Origin of the sequence: Lactobacillus sp. ESL0791 (genome assembly GCF_029433255.1) — a bacterium.
Classification (GTDB): domain Bacteria; phylum Bacillota; class Bacilli; order Lactobacillales; family Lactobacillaceae; genus Lactobacillus.
This window is the reverse complement of sequence record NZ_JAQTHU010000001.1, coordinates 1,597,799-1,621,826: the sequence shown is the minus strand read 5'-3', so window position 1 is coordinate 1,621,826 and position 24,028 is coordinate 1,597,799. Positions and strand designations below refer to the sequence as shown.

The window sequence follows — 24,028 nt, the reverse complement described above, 5'->3', positions numbered from 1 at the left end:
GTTGGAAATCACAGAAGATACAATTAAGCACGTTGCGGTATTATCGCGGCTGGAGTTTGATGAAAGTAAAATCGGCAAGTTTACCGAAGAAATGGGTTCAATTATCAACATGGCTAATCAGCTTTCAGAAGTTGACACAGAAGGGGTTGCCGAAACGGTTCAAGTGGTTGACCGTGACACGGTTTTCCGCGAAGATAAGCCTGAGCACTGGCAAAGCCGTAGCGAATTAATGGCAAACGTTCCGGATAAGGCTAACGGGTTCATTAAGGTTCCTGTAATTATTAATAAAGATGAGGACGAGTAATGAATTATTTGAAAGAAAATATTGACTCATTAAATAAAAAATTGGCTAACGGCGAATTAACAGCCGACCAACTGGCCCAAGATACGGTTAATAATATTCAGGAGACGGATAAAAAGCTCAATGCTTGGATCACGGTCAAGGACGAAGTTAAACCAGGATCGGACCTTGATTTTGCTAAAAGCAAATTAGCTGGAATCCCGATTGCGATCAAGGACAATATTATTACTAATGGTGTCAAAACCACGGCCGCAAGCAAAATTTTGGGAAATTACATGCCGGTTTATGATGCAACGGTTATCACTAAGTTAAAACAAGCGCGGGCAACCTTTGTTGGCAAGACCAACATGGATGAATTTGCGATGGGATCTTCAACCGAGCATTCATATTTTGGGGTGACGCATAATCCGTGGAATTTGGCTAAAGTTCCTGGTGGCTCGTCCGGTGGTTCAGCTGTTGCTGTTGCCTCGGGCCAGGTAGTAGCTGCTTTAGGTTCCGATACCGGTGGCTCGATCCGCCAGCCGGCAGCATTCAATGGTATTTTTGGGATTAAGCCGACCTATGGCCGTGTATCGCGCTGGGGCCTGATCGCCTTTGCTTCTTCCCTAGATCAAATTGGGGTGATGAGCAAGCGGGTCAAAGATTCGGCTGAGGTATTGAACGTGATTGCCGGCAGCGACGATCATGATTCAACAACTTCTGAGCGTGAGGTACCTGATTTCACCAAGTTTATTGGACAAGATGTTAAGGGCTTGCGGGTCGCTGTTCCTAAGGAATATATGAGTGAGGGTGTTGACAGCGGTGTCCGAGAGGTTGTTCAGCAGCAGATTGATTTGCTGAAAGAAAACGGCGCAATCATCAATGAAGTTTCGCTGCCGCTGACGAAATATGTTGTTCCAACATATTACATCATTGCTTCAAGTGAAGCTTCATCTAACCTGCAGCGTTATGATGGAATCCGCTATGGATACCGTGCTAAGGATACAAAGAATTTATTGGATGTTTACGTTAAGTCACGTTCAGAAGGTTTTGGTCCAGAAGTGCAGCGGCGGATCATCCTGGGCTCTTTTGCCTTGTCTGCTGGTTCTTACGATAAATTTTTCCGGCAGGCTGCTAAGGTGAGAACACTGATTTGCGATGAATTCGATAAGGTCTTTGCGGAAAATGATGTTGTTGTCGGACCGACAACAACCACGCCGGCTTTTGATATTGGCAGTGAAATTTCCGATCCGATTAAAATGTACAATAACGATATTCTGACAATTTCGGCTAATTTAGCCGGAATTCCGGCCGCCAGTGTTCCTGCTGGTTTGGTTGACGGGATGCCGGTTGGTTTCCAAATTATGGCCAAACGGTTTGATGAGGGCAGCATCTTTAGAACAGCTGATTTTGTCGAGCGTGCAAATAAGTTTTATAAACAAACACCGTCTGGAATGGAGGATTAATTGAATGAATTTTAAATCGACAATTGGCTTCGAAGTTCACTTCGAACTAAAAACTAAGAGTAAGATCTTTTCACCTTCACCAGTAAGTTATGGTGCGGAAGCTAACACTGAAACTAACGTCATTGACTGGGCAATGCCAGGGGTACTGCCGTATGTCAATAAGGACGTTTACCGTTTGGGGATCATGGTTGCTTTGGCAACGCATGCGCACGTTTTGCCGACAACCCATTTTGATCGGAAGAACTACTACTATCCAGATAGTCCTAAGGCTTATCAGATTACGCAGTTCTTCCAACCGCTGGCTAGAGACGGCTACGTCGAAATTGAAGTCCATGGCAAGAAGAAGCGAATTGGTATCCACGAAATGCACATTGAGGAAGATGCTGGTAAGAACACGCACGGAACCAACGGCTATTCGTACGTTGACTTAAACCGTCAGGGTGTGCCGCTGCTGGAAGTTGTTTCCGAACCAGAAATTGCTGATCCTGATGAGGGCTATGCATATCTAGAAAAATTGCGGAAAATTGTCCAGTTTACCGGGGCATCTGATGTTAAGATGGAAGAGGGTTCAATGCGGGTTGACACCAATATTTCGATCCGGCCAGCTGGACAAAAGGAACTTGGTACCAAGGTCGAGATGAAGAACCTGAACTCCTTTGAGCACGTGCGTAAATCCCTTGCTTATGAACAAAAACGGCAGGCACAGGTATTGCTTTCCGGCGGCCGGGTTCAGCTTTCAACCCGCCGCTTTGATGAAGCTACCGGTAAAACTGTTTTGGAACGGGTCAAGGAAGGCGATGCAGATTACCGCTATTTCCCAGAACCAGACCTTGCGCCGGATCACATCAGCCAGAAGTGGATTGACGAGATTGCTAAAACTCTTCCGCGAACAGCAGAAGCACGTTATGATGACTATGTGAATAAGTATGGGTTAAAGCCGTACGATGCAGATGTGCTGCTGCAGACTAAAGAAAGTTCAGACTTCTTTGATAAAGCAGTTGCTGCCGGAGCCGATCCACAGCTTGCCGCTAACTGGATGAATACCCAGGTTAATGGTTATTTGAATGATAACCGGGTAACCTTGGCCGACATCAAGTTGACGCCAGAGCATCTGGCTGCCATGATTAAGCTGATTAAAGATGGTACGATTTCTTCGAAAATTGCCAAGAAGGTTTTTGCGGAAACAATCACTAAGGGTACTGACCCCAAGAAATTTGTTGAAGCTCAAGGCATGGTTCAACTTTCAGATAGCAGTGTTCTGGCACCAATGGTCAAGGAAGTTGTTGACAATAACCCACAGTCGGTTGAAGACTTCAAGAATGGTAAGGACCGGGCAATTGGTTACTTGGTGGGCCAAATTATGAAGCAGACCAAGGGTAAGGCAAACCCGAAGATGGTTAATAAACTGTTGAATGAAGAATTACAGAGTCGTTAATAATATTTAGGAAATAGGTAGCAATTATGACTAAAAAAGCAAGATTAATTTATAATCCTGTCTCCGGTCACGAGCAAATGCCAAAAAATGTTGCTGATATTCTAGACGTTTTGGAGCAGGCTGGCTATGAAGCTAGCGCTTTTAGAACGACACCTGAAAAAAAGAGTGCGCAAAATGAGGCAACGCGTGCGGCTGAAGCAGGTTTTGATCTGTTGGTTGCCGCCGGTGGTGATGGGACAATCAATGAAGTTGTGAACGGAATTGCCTTTTTGGATGAGCGACCAAAAATGGCGATCATTCCGGCAGGAACGACCAATGATTATGCCCGTGCACTGGGGATTCCGCGCGACAGCATTTTAGAAGCTGCTAAAATCATTTTGCAGAAAAAAACACGTAAAATGGATATCGGCATGGCTGATTTTTCCGGAGATGAGCAATACTTTGTTAATATTGCTGCCTGCGGCTCTTTGACCGAACTGACCTATGGGGTGCCCTCCGAGGTTAAGTCAGCGTTAGGCTATGCTGCTTACCTAATTAAGGGGGCAGAAATGCTGCCGCACTTGACCGAAAATGAAATGCGGCTAACCTATGATGACGGTGTTTATGAGGGCAAACTGTCAATGTTGCTGCTCGGAATGACCAATACGATTGGCGGTTTTGAGCAGATTATGCCTGATGCCCAGCTCAGTGATGGTCTTTTTCAGCTGATTATTGTCAAGCCGTCCGATCCAGGTAAACTCTTGAAGCTGATGGCACTGGCTTTGAATGGCCGCCATACAGATGATCCCGATATTATTTATACCAAAACTAAAAGCTTAAAGGTTGATCTGATTGGTAAGAGTAAGGGACAAGAGTTGCCGGTAAATCTTGATGGTGAAATTGGCGACTACTGTCCGGTTACTTTTAAAAATTTGCAGCAACGGATCGAATTTTACGTTGGCAAATCTGGTAAATAGAAATAAAGACAACAAAAAGTATCTGGGAAAAAATATGCTTTTGAAAAATTTTATTTAAGAGCAATTATTAAAGTCGAATATTATTGTAAATACCTTTAAATTTTGTAACTTTTTGTAGTGTAATCTAGATAAAAGATTGTATCAAAAAAGGAATGTTAGTTTTTTGATTCTAACATTCCTTTTTGATTTGAATTTTTTCCCAGACACTTTTTTGCTTTACCAATCGTTAATTTCTACTATTTCCGCTTCCGCCGAAGATCTCAAGCAAAAACATAAAAATGTTGATGAAATCAAGGTAAAGTTGCAGTGCGCCCATGACTGCCAAGCCGTTGGTTGAAACCTGCCCACCATAAACGTTATAAATATTTTTCATTTTATTGGCATCGCTGGCCGTTAAACCGGTAAAAATTATGACGCCGATAAAGGAAAAGATATAGGTGATTGTGGGATTATTGAGCAACATGTTGACAATCCAGGCAACCAGAAAACCAATCAGAGCAGCACCTAAATAAGAGTTCCAGTTGGTTAGGTCCCTTTTGGTAAAAGTACCAAAAAGCGCCATTGCGATAAAGACCGCTGCCGATGAAATAAAGGCGGTTGTCAATTGGGTTCCGGTGTAAAAACCGGCAATCAATGAGAATTCAAAGCCGTAAATGACTGCAAGAATCATCAACATGACAAAGCTTGCTACAGGACTGCGATCAGCTTTAAAGCTGATACCCAGTGATAGGCCTAGCGGAACAAACAAAATGATCCACATAATTGAAACCGGCATTTGCATGACAGCACTTCTGAAGACAGTCATAGTCAAGTAGGCTGTGACCGCTGAAACTAAAACTGACAAGCCCATAAGGCTGTACATTCTAGTTAAGAAGTTATTTGTTTCAGAAATGGAATGCACTTGCCGTCTGTTTGGGTTAGTTGAAAAATTATCCATATTATAAAAACATCCTTTCTTTTTTAGCTAGATGTTACTAACTACGGTAACATAAAACAGCTGCATACTAAAGGAAAAAAACTGTATTCAAAAAATCTTAACCAAGATAATAGTGATTAGTAATAAAAAATTGCTGAAAAAATCATTGATTTTTGTTTTTGAAATAGATTGTTCGTTATTTTTTACTAATTATAATACAATATATATCAGTTAAGCTTTATAGTAACTTTATCAAATCTTAATGGTAATAACGCTGATTTCTGGTAAAATAAAATTTGGACAGCGTGAGATGTGAAATGAGGCAGATTTGTGAAAAACAAGTTTAAATTAATAATATTATCAGTTGCGGCGATAATAGCGGGTAGCCCGTTGATTGCGACTAATGACTACAATGTCAGCCAGCCTGTATTTGCAGCTACTACGACAAAAAAAAATGCTGGTAGGAGCACTACTAAAGGGCATCGTAATGCGCATAAGATAAAGGTTAAGGCAGCTAAGCAGACTCCGCCAAGCAGAGGCAATAGGAGTAAGCTTAAAGCTAAGAAGCCTGCCAACGTTAAAAAGCTGACGCAAAAGTCAAAAGCTGCACGTGGCGGTAGTGGCAATGTTCTTAAACCGAAAGTTGGAACGCGGCCGCAGGATAATCTGTATTTAGCAATTAATTCTAAATGGATGAAGAAAGCGAAAATTCCGGCCGATGCTACAAGTACCGGCACATTTGATGAACTTGATTTGAAGATCACGAATGAATTATCACAGGATATGGCAGACTTTGCCGATGGGAAGAAGCAATTGCCTAATCTGCCTAACTTTGACAAGGCCGTTGAGCTATATAAATTAGCACGCGATTTTGATCAGCGTAATCGTGATGGGGCTGAGCCGATCAAGACAGACTTGGCCCAACTTGAAGGAATTACGGATTTTGCGGATTTTAATACTAAAGCAGCCAAACTGTATGATGAAGGTTTTTCATTACCGATTGATATTTCAGTTTCACCAGATATGAAAAATGCAAAAAAGAACGCGCTTTGGTTCAGTCCTACTGGGACCATCTTACCTGATAAAAGCAGTTATCAAGATGCCAACGCCAAGCAGCTATTAGATATTTACCAGAAGCAGTCGGTCGACTTGCTAAAAATGGCCGGGGTTTCAGAGGACCAGGCAACCAGTTACGCCGAGCAAGCAATTAAGTTTGATAGTTTGCTAGCTCAAAATGTTAAATCTGCTGAAGAGAATGCAGATGATGCAAGCCAGTATAACCCAATGAGTATGCAGGATTTTAAGTCCAAGTTTACGGACTTTGATATTCAGCAATTTTTGCAGGGAACAATTGGCAAGGAACCTGAACAAATTATTGTGACTGACCCTGATTTTTTGAATAACGTTAATAAAATTGTTAACAAGGATAACTTTGCTGACCTTAAAGGCTGGCTGATTGTTATGTTTATTAATAACTCTGCTAGTGAGCTTTCGCAAAACTTCCGTGAAGCCAGTTTTCCGTTTGCACAAGCGGTAACAGGACAAGCAAAGCTGTCTTCGGGTGATAAGCAGGCATTTGAAATTGTTGATAATGTTTTTGGTGACTTAATTGGCATCTATTATGGTCAAACTTATTTTGGTGAAGACGCTAAAAAAGATGTTACCAGCATGATTGAAAAAATACTGAAGACATACGAGAAACGGCTGCAAAATAATGACTGGCTTTCCAAAGCAACTAAGCAGCAGGCAATCGATAAGCTGAAGGCGATGAAGGTTAAGGTTGGTTACCCAGACGGAATGCCACTATTTTATTGGCGTACGCAGATCGTTCCGGCAAGTAAAGGCGGCAGCTTGTATTCCAATGTTCGGGCAATGCAAATTGAAAATATTAAAGAAAATTTTGCCCAATTATTTCAACCAGCTGACCGCAACGGATGGGGCATTGCTGGAGACCAAGTTGATGCTGCTTACATTCCGCAAACTAATTCTGTAATAGTTCCAGCAGCTATTTTACAGGCACCATTTTACGATAAAAAGCAGAGCCAGGCCGCTAACCTAGGTGGAATCGGGGCTGTTGTTGGTCATGAGATTTCTCATGCTTTTGACAATAACGGTGCCCGTTATGATAAAGAAGGTGACATGCGTAATTGGTGGACCAAAAAGGACTATGCCGAATTTAAGAAAAAAATTAAGGCAGAAATTAATTTGTTTAATGGGATTAAGTATGGTTCATCAAAGCTGAATGGTAAACAGATAGTTTCGGAAAATATTGCCGACCAAGGCGGTTTGACCGTAGCGATTCAAGTTGCTAAGAGTGAAGGCGACAATTTACGGGAGCTGTTTGAAAATAATGCCAGAGTTTGGAAAATGAAGACAACCCCGCAAGCAATCAAATATATGCTGTCGATTGATGTCCATGCACCGAACCCGTTACGGGCTAACGTGCAGGCACAGTGCCAAAACGAGTTTTACAAGACTTTTAAGGTTAAGTCTACTGATGGAATGTGGCTGTCTCCAAAGAAGCGGGTACATATTTGGTAAAAATCAAAAGTTAAGTCAAACATAGCTTTAATACACGATTTCAATGTTTTATTGATATCGTGTATTTTATTGTCACTTTTATGATGACTATTAAAAATCTATCTTTATGTGGAAGCAAGAATTCCAGAGTAAAATTAAGGAGTAAATAATTATTGCAAATTTGGTTTACATTTTTAGTTGAATGGAGGAGTAATTTTGTCAAAAAATTCAATGATTGAAAGCCTGAGAAACTATGTCAATGGTAATGATGATTTTGCTATTCTACTTAATGGAGAATGGGGTACTGGAAAAACTTATTTTTTAAAACATGAGATTGATAATAAGGAAGAATCTAGAATTTTTAAGGATAAGATACCAATATATCTTTCTATTTTTGGCTATGACTCATTAGATAGTTTGAAAAAAGATATTACTGACAAAATATATATGTCTTGTTTTAATATGGGTAATAAAATTGGTAAGGAACTAAAAAAAGTACTAAAACCGATAAGAAAAGAATTAAAAGCTATGGCTGGAAATCATGGTGATTTATTTGATATTGGTAATAAATTGCTCGCAGATATAGGCTCTACTTTTATGCGAAAACGAATTGAAGAAAGAGCGGGGAAAATAGTTGTTGTCATAGATGATATTGAAAGAATAAGTGAAGAAATTAAATTAGTAGATTTTTTAGGTTACATCTTAACAGATTTAATTGAAGATTTAAAATGTCGGGTGATTTTGGTAGGTAATGTTTCAAAAATTCAAAATGTAAAAAATGATTTTAATAAGATAAGTGAAAAGATAGTCAGTAGAGTTATACCTTTTAGTATTGACTTTTCTACTATAAAAGATAGTTTTCTAGATAAAAGCGATAATCAATTTGTTAGAGCTAATTCTGATTGGATTGGGAAAGTATTATTGATACAATTTAAAACCTCTACTTTAAATTTACGAACACTTAAGTTTATATTCTCTACTTTTGAGATTGTTGATCAAGAACTACGAGAATATTTTGAAAATCATAAAGAGTCAAGTGATGATAAAGTAAATATTGAAAGATCCGCGTTTTTAAATATATTTGTCATAGCAATAGAACATAGAGAAGGAAGATTAACTAAGGAAAATCTGCAAGAATTAAGGCCATTGATGAATACCAGAAATTTTATTCGATTTACTTTAAATAAAGGTATCTGGAAAAATTCATCTACTAATACAAAGAATAATGATCATCTTGCAAAATATATAGTAAAAAAATATCATTGTATCAATAGGGCATGCTTTGATGATTATATTTTTTATGATGAACAAATAAATCATATTATTTTTGATCTTACTTTTGATAGTGTGGCTTTTATAGATGATTGGTACAAATTATTCAAGAGTGACATCAAAGCAAGCCAGGTTTTGGTAGATAAAACAAATTATTTTAGAGATATTGATGATGATGAATTTGAAAATTTGCAAATTAAGGTTTTAAAAAATATAGATGAACATAAAATGTCGTTTGATCAATTAATTAATGTGTACGACAATTTTGATTATTTTGAAAAAATTAATCTGCTAATGATACATGAAGATTATCAATCTAAAATATTACAAGAAATAGAATGGATAATAACGAAAAATTGTAAAAATTTTGAAATATTAGATGATTATCAGGAAAAATGGGAGATGAAGAAAGACATTGGGCTTATTTCAGTTGATATACAGAAAAAAATTGATGAAATATTTAATAAGTTTGATGAAAAAGCAAATAGAAAAAGGAAATTAGAATTTTTAACTAGCATTTTTGAAGGTAATTATAGAAGAACAGAAGAATTGTCTGGAGTGAATACAGGAATTGATTTTTTTGAAACCCTTTTGGATTCTGGTCTATTACAAAAATATGTTTTAACTGCTCATCCTAGATCTGAAAAGTTTACACAGTATATATATAATCATTTTGTCAATAATAACTATAAAAAAATATATCCCTATAAAGAAAAGAACATAACAAATCTATGCGAGAAAATTAAAGAATTTATGCGTGAGAATAATAGCTTAGGCAAGATAGGTATGTTTAATTTAAATGAATTAATTGATAAACTAAACTTGCTTATAGAAACTGATCAAAAAGACAAGATGAATAGCAATTACTTTTTCCCGTAATTTCCTGTAAAATAGAATAGTTAATTAGTGTTTGTAAAAAAGGACGAAAAATGGAAAAGAATCAAATTATCGATTTAGAAATTACCGACTTGTCTTATGAAGCGATGGGCGTTGCCCATCACGAAGGCATGACGGTTTTTGTTAATAATGCTCTGCCTGGCGAAATTGTCAGTGCAAAAATCTTGAAGGTTAAGAAGAGCTTTGCCTTCGCTAAGATTGAAGAGATCAAGAAAGAAAGCCCGGATCGGGTGGATATCAAGCTCAACCAGTGGGTACAGACGGGCCTGGCTTCGCTTGCGCACATTAAATATGATAAGCAGCTTGAATTTAAACGCAATCAGGTGGTGAATCTGCTTAAAAAGGCTCATCTTGAAGATAAGGAAGTTGGGCAAACCTTGGCTAGTCCGGAAGAAACAGGCTACCGCAATAAGGCGCAAGTGCCGGTGCGGGAAGTTGATGGTCAACTGGAGATTGGCTTTTTCAGACGGCATTCCCATGATTTGGTGCCGCTCACTAATTTCTTTACCACTGATCCGGAAATTGATCGGGTTTTGGTTGCCGTCCGCGATATTCTGCGTGCGCACCATGTTCCTGCCTATGATGAAATTCATAATCAGGGTGAGGTGCGCTACCTGGATGTTCGCCGTAGTAAAGACAGCGGCGAAATTATGGTGATTTTGGTTTGTTTGCACAAGGACTTTGACCAGTTGCCAGCCGTTGCCGATGACATTAAGAAGATTGACAAGGTGGACAGTCTGGTTTTGAACCACAATCCAAAAAAGACCAATGTAATTTTGGGTAAAACCGATTATCTGATCTTTGGTAATCCGCAGATTGTTGACAAGATTGGTGATGTTAAGTTTCGGATCTCACCTGAAAGTTTCTTCCAGATTAATTCGCTGCAGACTCCGCGTCTGTATGACTTGGCAATCAAAAATGCGGATCTAAAACCAAGTGATGTGGTTGTTGATGCCTACTCCGGGATCGGGACAATTGGTTTAAGCGTTGCCCGGCATGTGAAGAGTGTGCGCGGGATTGAAGTTGTGGGGGATGCGGTCAAGGATGCCAACGCCAACGCTGAACTCAACGGGATTTCTAACGCCAAATATGTAACCGGTAAGGCCGAAAAGGTGATGCCGCGTTGGGCCAGTGAGGGTATGAAAACCGATGTCATCTTTGTTGATCCACCAAGAAAAGGGTTAACCCCGGAATTTATTGATGCGGCTGTAACGACAGGTCCCAAGAAGATCGTGTACATTTCCTGTAATCCGGCAACGCTTGTGCGTGATCTGCAGGATTTCCAAAAGCACGGTTATGACTTTGACCGCATTGATCCGGTGGATATGTTCCCGCAAACCCCGCACGTTGAGGCGGTCACGGTGTTAACAAAAGAAAATTAACAAGCGTTAAATCTTATAAAACTGAAACTTGAAAGCTAGAAATTACGCAAAAAGGGCGTGATTTCTAGCTTTTTTAGTACAAAAATAAAAACGCAAGACCTCCCTGCGTTATACTTTAAGTGTCAAAATCAAAGTTAAAGGAGATCTCACGCTATGAAAAGTATATTGCAAATCAATCAAGAAAAGGATACTTGTTCTTTAATTTCTGCTTTTGCTAAACTAATTGGTCTAGCTGATCTGAGCAAGAAAGTTAACTTTAAACGTCATCCCTTAGTTAGCCTGCTCATGGTGATTAATTGGATGATCCAATCACGCTTTGCCAGAAAGTCTCTGTATCGTTTCGATCAACCTGCAGAATTTATTCTAAAACTGGCAGAAATGTTCTCAATGATGGTCGCATCAACTGGCAAAAACTGCTTTGCTTAGCTACTGTCAATTTGATTACTGCGCTCAAACCCGCAATTGATAAGCGTAGAAGATTAGCCTTGATCGTTGATGATACTTTGATGTCACGCTCCTATTCTAAGAAAACGGAATTGCTTGCTAGAGTTTATGATCATAATGAGCATGAATATGTTAATGGTTACCGTGGCCTAACTGTTGGCTGGAGCGATGGCAATACTTTTTTGCCAGCAAATTTTGCTTTAATGTCAACTAAGAACAGACAAAACATGATTGGCAGTAAAGCCATTACTACTGATAAACGTTCCATTGCAGGCAGAAGAAGAAATCAGGCTCAAAGACAGATGAATGATGTTACAGTTGAATTAATCAAACAAGCTTTAAACGAAGGCATTCCAGCGAACTATGTGCTGTTTGACAGTTGGTTTGCATCACCCAAAATGTTCTGGCGGTTAAAACAGCTAGGATTGAACAGCGTATCTATGCTTAAATTAAGCAAAAAAGTATATTATCGGTATCGTGGCCGGCTCTATGATGTAAAAAGTCTGTACGAAAGATTGACGGCATCGAAGATGAAGTTAAAAAACGATTACCTTTATAGCTGCGTGGTAGAAGCTGAATATCAAGGAAATAGCTTTCCGCTCAGATTAGTATACGTTACTAAGCGCGGTAATAAGAGAAAATACTTGGTTTTGGCCACTACAAGATACCAGTTGCAGCCAAAAGAGATTATTCAGCTTTATGGCCGTAGATGGCAGATAGAGACTTTCTTTAAAGCAACCAAGCAGTATCTGGCTTTAGATAAATCACAGATCCAAAACTATGACGGGCAAAGTGGCTATTTTGCCATCACTGCCTTAACTTATGAGCTGCTAGCTTGGCAGGAAAGACAAGCAGTTGATGAGCGAACAATTGGAGATTTGTTCTACTTAATGAATGACGCGTTGCCAGATTTAGCTTTCGAAAAAGCATTGGTCTACCTGTTATCGGCATTGGAAGAAGTCAAGGAGCAAATTACAGAAGAGGTAGACCAAATAATAAGCAAATTTATTAAGCTATTACCTAGCTTCATTCAAAAATATTTGGCATGAACCAAATAAAACACAAGTGGGCATTAAAAAAGTCAGAGCCCACAAGGAATTTGACTAGTTTTATTGCTTTCAAGTTTCAGTTATAAAAGTTGAAAGTGTGCTTTTTACCTGCATCTGTTGGGTGAAGAGTATACTTTTTTACTTGAGATTAGTTTTAAATAGTCCAAACAGTGAATTTTTAGATAAGCTAAGTCTATATATTAATCAAGATTTTCCCTTTTAAAAAATCACCTATCATTATATACTTATAAATATTAAGGGGTGATTTTTATGTTAACACAAGGACTTGATAATCCGTGGTTAAATGGTGAGTATGATAAAATTGACTTTCAATCCGAACTAGCAGATGTTGGTAATTATGCGAATGATAAAGCAGTTGGAAAAGAAAAAGTTGAATGGTAATTTTGCGCTAATACGATTTAATATATATTGATGCTGAATTACATGCTGGTCATGAAGCGGGTAGATATGATTTTAAAGCGCGACATGGCAAAATTATTGGACATGTATCTCAGAATATTCTTAATGAACTAGTTATACGTGCAAAAAGTATTTTTTAATTTTCAAATTTACTAGAAAATCTAAAAGTTATAAAATAGCAGTGGAAAAACATTAGCCTGGACTAGTAAGCGGCGTAATTATGAATTTTGAGCAATTACTTTATACTGAAGTTTTATCACATTATAGTTCTCTGCAGGAAGCGGCCGATAATCTGCATATCAGCAAGTCGGGCCTGAGCCTTGCACTCGATAATTTGGAAAAAGAGCTGGGCGTTAAGATCTTTGAGCGAACAAGCAGGGGAACTAAACTTACACCTGACGGCCGGCAGTTATTATCGTCAATATCAGATATTCTCCGCTATAAAAATAAGCTTGAGACTACGGCTGCGGTGCTGGCCAACCCTGGGCATCACCCAAAAATCACCCTTTATTACATGAATACGATGCTCAAGCCGTTTATTGATGTGTTTTTAGCAAATTATAAGCAGGATTATCAGGATACAGAATTGGATATCAGCTGTCATGAATTTGAATCGATTGTTCAGCGGGTACGCAATCAGGAAATTGATGCGGGCTTTGTTGCCACCAATGATATTAATGATAAGGAGTTTGCAAACCTAACTTTTAAAACTGTTTGCACTAGTAAATTGATGTTGCTTTGTTCTCCCGAAAATCCACTGGCACAGCTTAAAAGAAAAGTTACTTTAGCCGATCTCAAACAGCAAAAATTTAGTCTGTTCAATGATCATTTCCATGACATGTTTTTTGAGAGGCTGCAGTTTTTAACTGGCCCCTTGAACCTTGTTCTGAGGGTAGATGATCCGTGGGCGATGAAAGAGGCAATTATGAATCTGCACACTGTTTCGTTTGGCCGCTTGGTTCAGGATAAGTTTGCCAGTCATGATGCTTTTAAAAAATTGGTAAGGATTGATATTGGTCATTTGCTTGATGATCACTTTGTTTTGGGCTGGTTAACTAACCCTAATCATATGAGGTCTGACAAGACGACCGAATTGCTTAGAGCGATTGATGACACAATAAAAAGGGGATGCTGAAAAGCATCCCCTTTTTCATAGTGGACTTGGACATTAGTAAATATTATTTTGTACCATCGTGGGTAACAACGTCGTCTAATTTAACGTTTGATAAAGACTTGAGGTAATCAATTCCTGGCATATCAAAATACGGTGTGTTTGCCAGTAATTCAACCAGTCCTGGTGTTAGGTGTCCTTCCTTGACGGATTCTTCATCAAATTTAAGGTGAATATCTTTGGCCTGATTGTTTAAAATTTTGTAGGCGATCCGGGGATCAATCAGGGTGGCCCGGCCTAAGCCAACAAGGTCAACGTAATTAAGTGCATCATTCATCTTTTCGACGGTATGAATGTCACCGGAAATCAACTCTAATGTTGGTGCTTGGATTACTTTGCTTAACAACTGGGCATAATTTTGGTTAGAATCCTTTGGTGTAGCCTTGTAATTGTTGGTTGAAATGTTAATGTAGTCAAATTCAAAGTCTTCCGTTAACTTCTTGAGCAATTGCTGTGATTCGTGCCAAGTATAACCGATATTGTCACCGTGAATTTCTTCTGGGCTAATCCGGTAACCGATGATGAAGTCTTTAGGTGCGGCCTCTTTAACGACTTTGAAAACTTCTTTAGAGATTTCCAAGGCAAAGTTCATCCGTTTTTCCAAGCTGCCACCCCAGTAATCGGTCCGCTTATTGGAAAAGGCAGAGAAAAATTGTTGGATTAGGTAGTGGTTGGCGCCATGAATTTCCACACCGTCAAACCCGCAGTCAATTGCCCGTTTAGTAGCAGTACCAAAGTCCTTAACGATTTGCCAAACTTCATCTTCTGTTAGTTCGTGAAGCGGGTAGTCAATCCACGGGAAGTTCATTTGTGATGGCACCTCAACTCTGCCGCCGAGAGTGTCGCGGTATGCTGCTTCACGTCCCGAATGTACTATCTGTAAAATGGCTTTGTTGCCGTCTTTTTTCAATGCAGTTGCCACTTTGGTTAAGCCTGGTTTAAAATCATCGTTGTAGATTGCTAATTGCTCACGATCAGGAGCCCACGACCGTGATGGCCCGCCGTTCGGACTAACGCTGGTATATTCTACAATCACCATTCCGGCTGACTGTGAACGTGCTCCGTAATAATCAACTGTGTCCTGCGTTGCTTTCTCATCTAAGCCGCTGTTAGTGAGCATTGGTGATTGAACAATTCTTGTCTTAATTTGTGCGCCATGGCGCAATGTGATGTTATCTGTTAACTTCTTCATAATAAAACTCCTCTCGCTTGTAAAAATTAATTTTGTTTACGTTTACAAGTATATCATTTCACAAGCATATGGGAATTTCGCAAAAATCAACGCACTGTTGAGTTTAAGTAAACAAATAAAACAAGCTTTATAATAGTCTGTGAGACAATAATTTTAATTTTGCTTGTTAATGCTCAATGGATTACAAATTTAATAATTAAGATAAAATTATTATTGATTATTTGATTGAGGATTGTCTTATAAAGATGAATTATTTTTATAATATGATAAAATAAATTAAAATTTTATGAAAGATAAGTAATGTTATGAAGTCGCTTGATGATGTTAGAGAAATTTTTTATCAAAAAAGAATCAATGAAAGGTTGAATAAAGATGATTACATATGTTTCATATTCGAAGAACAGCTAGGCAAAAATTGAAGAGTTTGCTTGGAAAAAATTCTAGATAAATGTTTGGCGAAGTTGGAATGATGGGTTGTTGTCATGAAAATCTTTTTAACGCGTTTTGTGATTATGGAAAAATTTCCATTTGAAACTGTAATAGTCTAGGATCAGTTTGATGAAAAAACGCGGCAGCTATACAAAAATATTTTAAATCATTTAATATAATAATATACATAGTTATTTTGCTTGCTTATGTTAGAAAAAAATCGAAAGTACAACGGAGTTTGGACATTCTTGGATAATTTTAAGTGATGTGGAAAAGCTTACTAATTCTCGTGTCAAGCAAGGGAAATAAAAGGTATGGTGTAATATGCAGGATTTATTTGAGCAAGGTCAATAATAAACTTTTTCGAAAGTTAAACATGTTTATATTAAGATTCGTTGGTTATAAGAAACTTGATTTTAGGTAATTACTGAAGAAGTTTAATACAAGAGGGGGTGTCATCATGCAAAATATTTATGAGCTGCTGGGATTAATAGAAGATATAAACTTTGACGATGTTGCTAATGAAGAGAAAATTCATGAACTTTGTCGGTGGGTTAAAGAAAATGGAGATATTATTCGTAGACGTGAACACGGTGAAGAAATTCTAGACAAAGTAAAAAGTATCCTTAAGGATGGTACAGTTACAGAAAAAGAACAAGGTCACTTACTGAGCTTATTAAAGAATATAATTCAAGGTGCACAGCTAAAAGTAAAAATAGAATATTTAAGAGACAAAGTTAAACATCATCAAAACATTGGCCTTGACTTGATAGATATTTTGGATAACGAAAATGCGATAAACGTAATCCATCATGAAGCAAAGCAACAATTAAATTTAGCTCTGCAATCATATACCGGCTTTCTGATGAATCCAGAAATAGTATTCATATCACTATGTCTAATTGGAATGCTGCAATATAATGGTAATTTTTACGAAAACGTGCGAATAACCTATAAAAGTTTATACGTTAGATATTCGGAGCAAAAGATTGAAGGTACTATAAGGTCTATATTAAGTGAGTATCGTACGAAAAAGGAAAACAGACAAGGCAAATCAAGAATAATAAATGTTGTACTTTCGAATGCAATTGTGCCTGTGTATTACCTTCCTGCATTTTTTGATTTTATTTACGATATATATAAATTAAATTTTGAATATGATCTTCCAGAGAATCTTTCAAAGGAATTTAGATTTGTTTATGAAGGCCTTCGTGACGTAATGCTTTCCGAGGGAGATGATATAAAGGTAAATGTTACCAAAAAAAGTTATAAGTTGATTAAAACAACAAAGCAGTTAATAATAAATGAAAACTATTCTGATGTCGTTATCGGACTCAGCATAATCATTGTCAAACTTATTGATAAACGGGTATGGAATAAGAAAATAAAAATATTTAATCCTTATTTAAAGATAGGTTTTGAATCTTGGGAAAAGACGTTTCGGGATGCTTCTGAAGGAAAAAGTCACCGAATTGTTTCATCAGAATTTCGCTCAAGATGGGAACCTAAATTTAAACTATACCAAAATAAACTTTATCTGGTACCACCTATTCATCGTGTAAAATCCCAATATAACTACTACGATATAAAAATTATTCTCAAAAATGGGAAGCATGTTCTATACACTAATGATCAGCCTTGTATCAAAGAAATTATTGGAGGCTATCAGGTTTCACTCAATAAAATAAATTTACTTGATCCTCTAGGCAAATTACAGTATTTGCTTATTGCTGGAGACGAAATCATATACGATAGTAGAAGAAAGTTATATCGCGATTATCTAGTATTTGATAATGCTGGAAATGAAATATCGAATAATACAGATTATAAGGGGACTGCAATTTTATGCACGTCTGGGGCAGATAATAGAGGAACTGTATTTTTTAAATCAAATACATTTATTCTTTCATCGTTAACTGTAGATTATGATGACACCCTTTTTTTGAGCGGAGATATATTTAGCTTTTCTTCCCTTATGAGGCCAGGGATATTTGGAAATGAATTACAGCATCAATATCTTAAAAAGCCTGAAAATGATGAGCTGATACCTGTATTTTTGGAAGTGAAATTTCTTGTTTTTGAGAGTGTAAATGATACGGAAAAATATGAGTTTGATATTAACAGTTATTTATATAAACTTTCTGATTTTAATTATACTAAGTCTGAGAGGCATGCAGCTTGGAAATATGTTGTTGATTTAAATATTGATAATCCAGGTATATATTTTATTTCTGTATATGAGTGGTATAAAGGAAAGCGAACTAAGATAGCTACTTTTCAGTTTGGATATGATCCTTCTTATAACAGTAAAGTGTCAAAAATAGATGATTTTAATTATGAACTGATAATCAACTCATCATTACGTTCTGGTACTGTACATAGTAATATTAATATTGAGTCTTATTCTGAGGACTGGTTAAGAATTCAATTAAATAATGAAGAATATATATATTACCTTTCGCTAAATTTAGAGATGTATCGGCTTCAGGGAAACGGATGGAAATCATATAGAGATAATTTATGGATTGGAGATATTGATCAGGATTCAGTGCTCGAAACGTGCGCTTTTGATTATGATAGGTTGGACGTTTGTTCTAGTTCAGGCCAACTGTTACAGGAAGATGTTCCGATTAACGACTGCAAAAATCATATAGAAGTGTCTATTGGATTTTTGCAGTCGTTTAAAGAGGCAAATGATTTTGTGATCTTGCTCTTTTCGAAGAATGGACTAATTAAAAAAGGTATATATTGTTATAACCGCTGTGTAATTGATAAAGGAACTACAGAAATTTACTTTGATCCAGTTAGCAAAATTTTGTCTGTAAGACCTCAATATTTTGGAAAAGGCAATGTGATTTTTGAAATTATGAATGAGAATGGGAAGTTGGTTTATAGCAGCAGTCAGATAAAATCCGGCGCTTGCTTTAAAGTGAGAGGTCTTGAATCTTTCATCAAGTATCAGTTTTTCTTTTATGAGAAATCTAAAGGATTGGTTATAAAAAAGGCGAGAGAGCTTATGAAGCAAACGTCAATATTTTATGCGCTTGATGATTTTGTAGGTAGATATTTTAAAATCAAGGAAGTTTTGTACGATCAAAGAGTTCGCGGAGAATTTTTGAGAAAAATGCAATATTTTAATAGAGTGTATATTTATTTTACGGATAGAGTATCTAATGACATCTTTAAAGGAGATATTATTATAAAAGCAGGGGCTCGGCCTTTTAGGTTAGCAAACGTTAATCCGGTTGAAATTGAAATATGTGGAAATATTGTTAATAATGAACTTGAACTGGCAATAACAAAAGCTGGAGATGGGCTCCTTTTAGATTTTAAGCATCACGGGATAATGAATACCTTAGATGATAATAAAGCAATAGATATTTATTCATATTTTATAGACATAAATGGAAGGAAATCTTTATGACAAAATTAAATCCGATTGAACGTTCGAAATATATTAATGCGCGATACAAAGAATATTTGAGGTCCACCTTTCAGTTTGGAAATGGTGAATTGCAAACTTTGTTTGAGAACGAACTTAAAAAAGAAACCTTGTTTAAGGGGCCTTATGTTGCGTTAACTCTCCCGTTTCAGAGGGGAAAGAGCGTCAAATCACTTATTAAAGAGGGCATAGTTTGTAAATCGTTTGCTAAACTTGATGATGTTAACTTTGAGAGGCCACTTTATTCTCATCAGGAAGAAGCAATTAGGAGAATTGGGGCGGGACACAGCGCAATTGTAACTACAGGTACCGGGTCGGGAAAAACGGAGTGTTTTCTGTATCCGATATTGAACGATTTGATGAACGATGTAGAGGGTGGTAATAACGAAGTTGGAGTCAGAGCTGTTTTCCTTTATCCAATGAATGCTCTTGTAAATGATCAAATTGATCGTGTTCGTAAAATTCTTCGTAACTGTCCAGATATAACTTTTGGGTTCTTTACCGGAGATACAAAAGAAACAGTTCCGCAAAATTACAGAGAAAAATATAATAAAGAAACTAGCGTCTCCATACCAAAAAATGAATTAGTCTCCAGAGAAGAAATTCGACAACACCCACCACACTTATTATTTACTAACTATTCGATGCTAGAGTACCTTTTGATTCGACCCAATGACTATGAAATTTTTTCACCAGAAAGACTTCGTAATTGGAAGTATGTGGTGCTTGATGAAGCTCATACGTATTATGGTTCTCTGGGAATTGAATTATCAATGCTAATGAGAAGATTCACCGCATTAGCGGAAAAAAAGCCAAGGTTTATAATAACTAGTGCTACTTTGGGCAAGCAGGGAAAATCAGAGCAGGATATTGTAGATTTCGCCAGAAATTTGACTTCGACCCACTTTGACAAGAGAGACATTATTTTCTCAAAGAGAGTTCCTTTGACTCAGGATAGTAACATATCAGTTGATGGGGCAGACTACATAAAGCTTAAGAAGAACAGCAATAATTATACGTTAGTTAAAGAAGTGTGTGGTAGATATGACATCAAATCAGGGAGAAATGTATCAGAATTACTTTATCAGCTTCTTTGCCATGATGTACATGTTCATAAAATTTATAATCTGTTAAAGAAAGAAGCAAAAAATTTTTCAGATATTTTAGAAAACATTTCTGATCTATCGGACAAACAACTGATCGCTCTTATTGATTTGATAAATCTTGCAAAGAAAGATGGCACTGGAATTTTTGATTTAAAATATCATTCTTTTGTAAGGCCTTTGTCAGGAGCTTTTGTTACACTTGGAGTGCCTCAACAACTTAGCTTAACTAAAACTAATAATATAGGAAAGCTAAAAGCATTTGAAGTTGGAAACTGCCGCTTTTGTAATGCACCATATATTATTGGAAAAATACAACATAATTTAAATGATCAGTTGGACTATTTATTTCAAAATAAAGAAGTAGATATTTATGAGAATTATGGAAATAATGAATTTATAAGAGTTGACTATTTTCTTATGAAAAACACTATAAACGAAGACGAGGTAGAAAAAAATTCACTTGAAGAATATTTCTTGTGTGCTAGGTGTGGGGCAATCTATCATGCAGCAAACTTAAATGCCAGGAAATGTGAGTGTGGAAACGCTTATAAACGAATAGTGTTCAAAGTAGTTCAGAGTAATAAAGGCGATGAATTAGAGACTTTTAATAACATAAATCAGTGCCCATACTGTGGTCATAAAAGCCATAGTGGCGTAGTAAAAAGCCTGAATTTAGGGAAAGATGAAGGTACTGCATTAATAGCGCAAACCCTTTATGAAGCAATTGACGAAGGAGTATATACTCCGCAACACACAGGAAAATTATCTTTAAAGTTAGGCGATAAAAAGCGGCCTATAAAAGAGTCTGAGGAGAAGGTTAAACAGTTTCTTGCATTCTCTGACAGCCGTCAGCAAGCAAGCTTTGCAGCTGTTTTCTTCAACTCAAATCATGTTAGGATGTTAAGAAAGCGTCTTATCTGGAAAATTATCGAAGACCAGAAATATCGTTCAATTACTGTTGATGAACTTGCTTCATATCTGACTGCTCTGATAAAAAACAGAAATTTATTTCAGAACGGTTTAACTGCGCATAAGAATGCATGGATCACCCTATTAGTGGATCTATTAAAGGTTGACGGTTCATATGATGGAGAAGGTTTGGGACTATACTATTTTGATCTGGATCTTTCTGAAATTATGAATCAAATAGACGAAGCTGACGTTAAAACGGAATTTGGAAAGTACGGTCTGACTAAAGCAGATCTTGAAACGTTGATGCACGTTGTTTTTGATATTTTCAAGGTAACGCCAGCAATTAAATATGTTAAGTCTACACTGACTCCGGATGAAAAACTTGAATATCTAGATTTCAGAAGATTTGATAACTATGTCATGTTTAATTGTGCAAAAGCAATCAATGGAATTAGGAGCTTTTTACCTGTCAAAGGAAAAAACATGGTTGTTAGATATGTTCAGAAGGTCTGCAAGTGTGACGAAAATGAAGCAAAGGAACTTCTGGATGTTGTTTTCAATAACCTTGCTATTGAAGGTGGTATTCTGAAAAGAGATCCTACAAAAAATGCTTATCAAATTGATGCAAGCAGCTATGTAATCAAAAATTACATGAATAATAAATATTATCGTTGTTCAAAATGTGGCCGGTTGACACCATACAATGTGCATAATGCTTGTGTACAAGATAAATGCAATGGAACATTGAAAAAAGTTGATCCGGACGTTGTCCTTGCGCATAACTATTACAGAAATCAATATAAGACAAAAAAATTGAGAGTATCGTGATTAAGGAGCATACAGCTCAGCTTGATCGGAAAACAGCGAAACGGTATCAGCAAGATTTTAAGAACAAAAAGATAAACATTTTGAGTTGCTCGACAACTTTTGAAATGGGAATAGATATTGGTGATCTTGAGACAGTCTTTATGAGAAATGTGCCACCGACACCGGCTAACTATACTCAAAGAGCAGGACGAGCAGGACGAAGAAGTGATAGCTCTGCATATGTTCTTACATATTGTGGAACCGGCTCACATGATTATACATATTTTATGACTCCAGAGAAAATGATCTCAGGAGTGATTAATCCTCCGTATTTTAATGTTCTCAATAAAAAGATCATTGTTCGTCACCTTATGGCTTGTTGCTTAGGATTCTTTTTTAGAAAGAATCCGGCTTATTTTAAGACGGTTGATGGCTTAGTGTTCGGTGATGGAATAACAGCATTTAAAGATTATATTTTAAGTAAACCTACTGATTTGAATCATTATATTGATGACAGAGTTCTTCCAGAGAATATTTACTCTGAATATCATAATTTGAAATGGTTTGATGAAATGGGCGACAGCGACGAAAAGTTAATGCACTTTGTTGAAGAATTGCGGCAGATGAACAAGGAGTTCGAGGATGCTAAGACTGAAGCTTTAAAGGAAGAAAAGTATTCTGATGCTGATTATTATACCAACCAGATAAAAAAACTTCACAAGGCAAGAGTAATAGATTCGTTATCCAAATATTGTGTCATTCCTAAGTATGGCTTTCCGGTTGATCTTGTGGAACTGCAAATTTATAACAAGGGGATACCTGATAACAGATACGATCTTAGTAGAGATCTGAAGATAGCACTTAGTGAGTATGCACCAGATTCAGAAGTTATTGTGGATGGAAAGAAATACACTTCAAAGTATATTTCTTTACCTATAGCTTCTAAATTTGCTAAACACTATTTTTGTATGTGTCCTAACTGTAAAAAGGTCAATATCTATTTGAGCGGAGGAGATACAAAAATTTGTAAGTATTGTGGCGAATCTGTCACTACGAAAGCAATGGAATATTACATTGAACCTGTAAACGGTTTTAAAACAGGTATAACGAAAGAAAGCTCAAGAATGAAGCCTAAAAGATCGTATTCAGGAGAAGTTTCATATCTCGGTGGGGGAAAGATTGATCAGGAGCATGCAGAAATAGGCAAGAGATTAATAGTTGAGACCAGTACTGACGACGAATTGCTCGTGTTGAACCGCTCTAGTTTTTATATGTGTTCGGTTTGTGGATATAGTAATATAGCAAAAGGCAATGTATTAGCACCTAATAGATCTGTTAAGCATAAAAACTTTAGGCAATATGATTGTCAGAATGAGGAATTAGAAGAATTGAGGATAGGTCATAGCTTCCAAACAGATGTGGCGCGGGTTACAGTTCCAATGCTTCAAATGAAGTCTAGTGAAAGTTATTCCCAGGCATTGTCATTTATGTATGCTTTTCTTGAAGGTATTAGCAATGCCATGGAGATTGAGCGTACAGATATTGATGGTATTCTGGAGATGAATTTGAAGTTGGGAAGCTATGATATACTGATCTATGATAATGTGCCGGGTGGTGCTGGACATGCTAAGAGACTGTTAAATAAGGAGTCGATACTTAAGTCTTTAAGAGCAGCATTAGCAAAGGTTTCTCAGAATTGTTGTGATGAAAATACATCTTGCTATAATTGCTTGAGAAATTATTATAACCAAAATTATCATAGCAGACTGCGCAGAGGCTATGCTAAAAAAATACTGCAGGCGCTTTTGGACGAGATTAAATTTCTTAAGGTTTGATAAATAGTGATTAGGTTGTATCGTTTGCGCACAATTTTCAAAGAACCTATTTTTGGGAACTCTTTATCTAATCATTATTGGACATATAGAGACACTC

Annotated in this window: 14 protein-coding genes and 1 pseudogene; 13 read left to right on the top strand and 2 right to left on the bottom strand. The window is 37.1% G+C overall.

Annotated features, from left to right (window positions below; all coding sequences use genetic code 11):
* Window position 1: 1 nt before the first annotated feature.
* From gatC to PT285_RS07835, 4 genes are read left to right on the top strand one after another with little or no spacing between them, the layout of a single operon-like run.
* Complete coding sequence (gene gatC / locus PT285_RS07850) at window positions 2-304, top strand: Asp-tRNA(Asn)/Glu-tRNA(Gln) amidotransferase subunit GatC (protein ID WP_277149392.1); 303 nt, start codon at window positions 2-4, stop codon at window positions 302-304.
* On the top strand, window positions 304-1,746 hold the full coding sequence (gatA, locus tag PT285_RS07845) for an Asp-tRNA(Asn)/Glu-tRNA(Gln) amidotransferase subunit GatA (protein WP_277149390.1): 1,443 nt from the start codon (window positions 304-306) through the stop codon (window positions 1,744-1,746). Before gatC ends, gatA begins: the two co-directional genes overlap by 1 nt.
* A gap of 4 nt (window positions 1,747-1,750) precedes the next feature.
* On the top strand, window positions 1,751-3,181 hold the full coding sequence (gene gatB / locus PT285_RS07840; protein WP_277149389.1) for an Asp-tRNA(Asn)/Glu-tRNA(Gln) amidotransferase subunit GatB: 1,431 nt from the start codon (window positions 1,751-1,753) through the stop codon (window positions 3,179-3,181).
* Window positions 3,182-3,207: 26 nt separating this feature from the next.
* A complete protein-coding gene (locus tag PT285_RS07835) occupies window positions 3,208-4,137 on the top strand; it encodes a diacylglycerol kinase family lipid kinase (RefSeq protein ID WP_277149387.1) in 930 nt (309 codons plus the stop codon).
* Between the two features lie 226 nt (window positions 4,138-4,363).
* Here the strand turns inward: PT285_RS07835 and PT285_RS07830 are convergent, their stop codons facing one another.
* On the bottom strand, window positions 4,364-5,074 hold the full coding sequence (locus PT285_RS07830; RefSeq protein WP_277149385.1) for a Bax inhibitor-1/YccA family protein: 711 nt from the start codon (window positions 5,072-5,074) through the stop codon (window positions 4,364-4,366).
* 564 nt (window positions 5,075-5,638) lie between these two features.
* On the opposite strand from PT285_RS07830, the gene PT285_RS07825 reads away from it, so the two are divergent.
* The 6 genes and pseudogenes from PT285_RS07825 to PT285_RS07800 all read left to right on the top strand — a co-directional run bounded on the left by PT285_RS07825 (window position 5,639) and on the right by PT285_RS07800 (window position 14,172).
* Window positions 5,639-7,594, top strand: a complete 1,956-nt coding sequence (locus PT285_RS07825) for a M13 family metallopeptidase (protein ID WP_277150653.1) — start codon at window positions 5,639-5,641, stop codon at window positions 7,592-7,594.
* Window positions 7,595-7,789: 195 nt separating this feature from the next.
* Window positions 7,790-9,724 carry a P-loop NTPase fold protein gene (locus PT285_RS07820; RefSeq protein WP_277149383.1) on the top strand — a complete coding sequence of 645 codons (1,935 nt, stop codon included), beginning with the start codon at window positions 7,790-7,792 and terminating at the stop codon, window positions 9,722-9,724.
* 50 nt (window positions 9,725-9,774) lie between these two features.
* Entirely contained in the window at window positions 9,775-11,124 is a 1,350-nt protein-coding gene (gene rlmD, locus PT285_RS07815) for a 23S rRNA (uracil(1939)-C(5))-methyltransferase RlmD (RefSeq protein ID WP_277149382.1), read from the top strand.
* A gap of 153 nt (window positions 11,125-11,277) precedes the next feature.
* A pseudogene (locus PT285_RS07810) lies at window positions 11,278-12,617 on the top strand (transposase).
* Between the two features lie 270 nt (window positions 12,618-12,887).
* A complete protein-coding gene (locus PT285_RS07805; RefSeq protein ID WP_277149380.1) occupies window positions 12,888-13,019 on the top strand; it encodes a hypothetical protein in 132 nt (43 codons plus the stop codon).
* 238 nt (window positions 13,020-13,257) lie between these two features.
* On the top strand, window positions 13,258-14,172 hold the full coding sequence (locus PT285_RS07800; RefSeq protein ID WP_277149378.1) for a LysR family transcriptional regulator: 915 nt from the start codon (window positions 13,258-13,260) through the stop codon (window positions 14,170-14,172).
* Between the two features lie 43 nt (window positions 14,173-14,215).
* Here the strand turns inward: PT285_RS07800 and PT285_RS07795 are convergent, their stop codons facing one another.
* Window positions 14,216-15,400 (bottom strand): NADH-dependent oxidoreductase, encoded by a 1,185-nt coding sequence (locus PT285_RS07795; protein WP_277149376.1) that lies wholly within the window; start codon window positions 15,398-15,400, stop codon window positions 14,216-14,218.
* An 889-nt stretch (window positions 15,401-16,289) separates the two neighbouring features.
* Between PT285_RS07795 and PT285_RS07790 the strand changes: the two genes are divergently transcribed.
* From PT285_RS07790 to PT285_RS11385, 3 genes are read left to right on the top strand one after another with little or no spacing between them, the layout of a single operon-like run.
* Window positions 16,290-19,253, top strand: a complete 2,964-nt coding sequence (locus PT285_RS07790) for a hypothetical protein (protein ID WP_277149374.1) — start codon at window positions 16,290-16,292, stop codon at window positions 19,251-19,253.
* Window positions 19,250-22,117, top strand: a complete 2,868-nt coding sequence (locus tag PT285_RS07785) for a DEAD/DEAH box helicase (RefSeq protein WP_277149372.1) — start codon at window positions 19,250-19,252, stop codon at window positions 22,115-22,117. The genes PT285_RS07790 and PT285_RS07785 overlap by 4 nt, the downstream gene beginning before the upstream one ends.
* Complete coding sequence (locus PT285_RS11385) at window positions 22,114-23,931, top strand: helicase-related protein (RefSeq protein ID WP_277149370.1); 1,818 nt, start codon at window positions 22,114-22,116, stop codon at window positions 23,929-23,931. The genes PT285_RS07785 and PT285_RS11385 overlap by 4 nt, the downstream gene beginning before the upstream one ends.
* Window positions 23,932-24,028: the final 97 nt, after the last annotated feature.

What these genes read in the sequence shown, in the direction of transcription:
- gatA (WP_277149390.1), top strand. Translation starts at nt 304, where the DNA reads ATGAATTATTTGAAAGAAAATATTGACTCATTAAATAAAAAATTGGCT.
- gatB (WP_277149389.1), top strand. Translation starts at nt 1,751, where the DNA reads ATGAATTTTAAATCGACAATTGGCTTCGAAGTTCACTTCGAACTAAAA.
- PT285_RS07835 (WP_277149387.1), top strand. Translation starts at nt 3,208, where the DNA reads ATGACTAAAAAAGCAAGATTAATTTATAATCCTGTCTCCGGTCACGAG.
- PT285_RS07830 (WP_277149385.1), bottom strand. Translation starts at nt 5,074, where the DNA reads ATGGATAATTTTTCAACTAACCCAAACAGACGGCAAGTGCATTCCATT.
- rlmD (WP_277149382.1), top strand. Translation starts at nt 9,775, where the DNA reads ATGGAAAAGAATCAAATTATCGATTTAGAAATTACCGACTTGTCTTAT.
- PT285_RS07805 (WP_277149380.1), top strand. Translation starts at nt 12,888, where the DNA reads ATGTTAACACAAGGACTTGATAATCCGTGGTTAAATGGTGAGTATGAT.
- PT285_RS07800 (WP_277149378.1), top strand. Translation starts at nt 13,258, where the DNA reads ATGAATTTTGAGCAATTACTTTATACTGAAGTTTTATCACATTATAGT.
- PT285_RS07795 (WP_277149376.1), bottom strand. Translation starts at nt 15,400, where the DNA reads ATGAAGAAGTTAACAGATAACATCACATTGCGCCATGGCGCACAAATT.
- PT285_RS07790 (WP_277149374.1), top strand. Translation starts at nt 16,290, where the DNA reads ATGCAAAATATTTATGAGCTGCTGGGATTAATAGAAGATATAAACTTT.
- PT285_RS07785 (WP_277149372.1), top strand. Translation starts at nt 19,250, where the DNA reads ATGACAAAATTAAATCCGATTGAACGTTCGAAATATATTAATGCGCGA.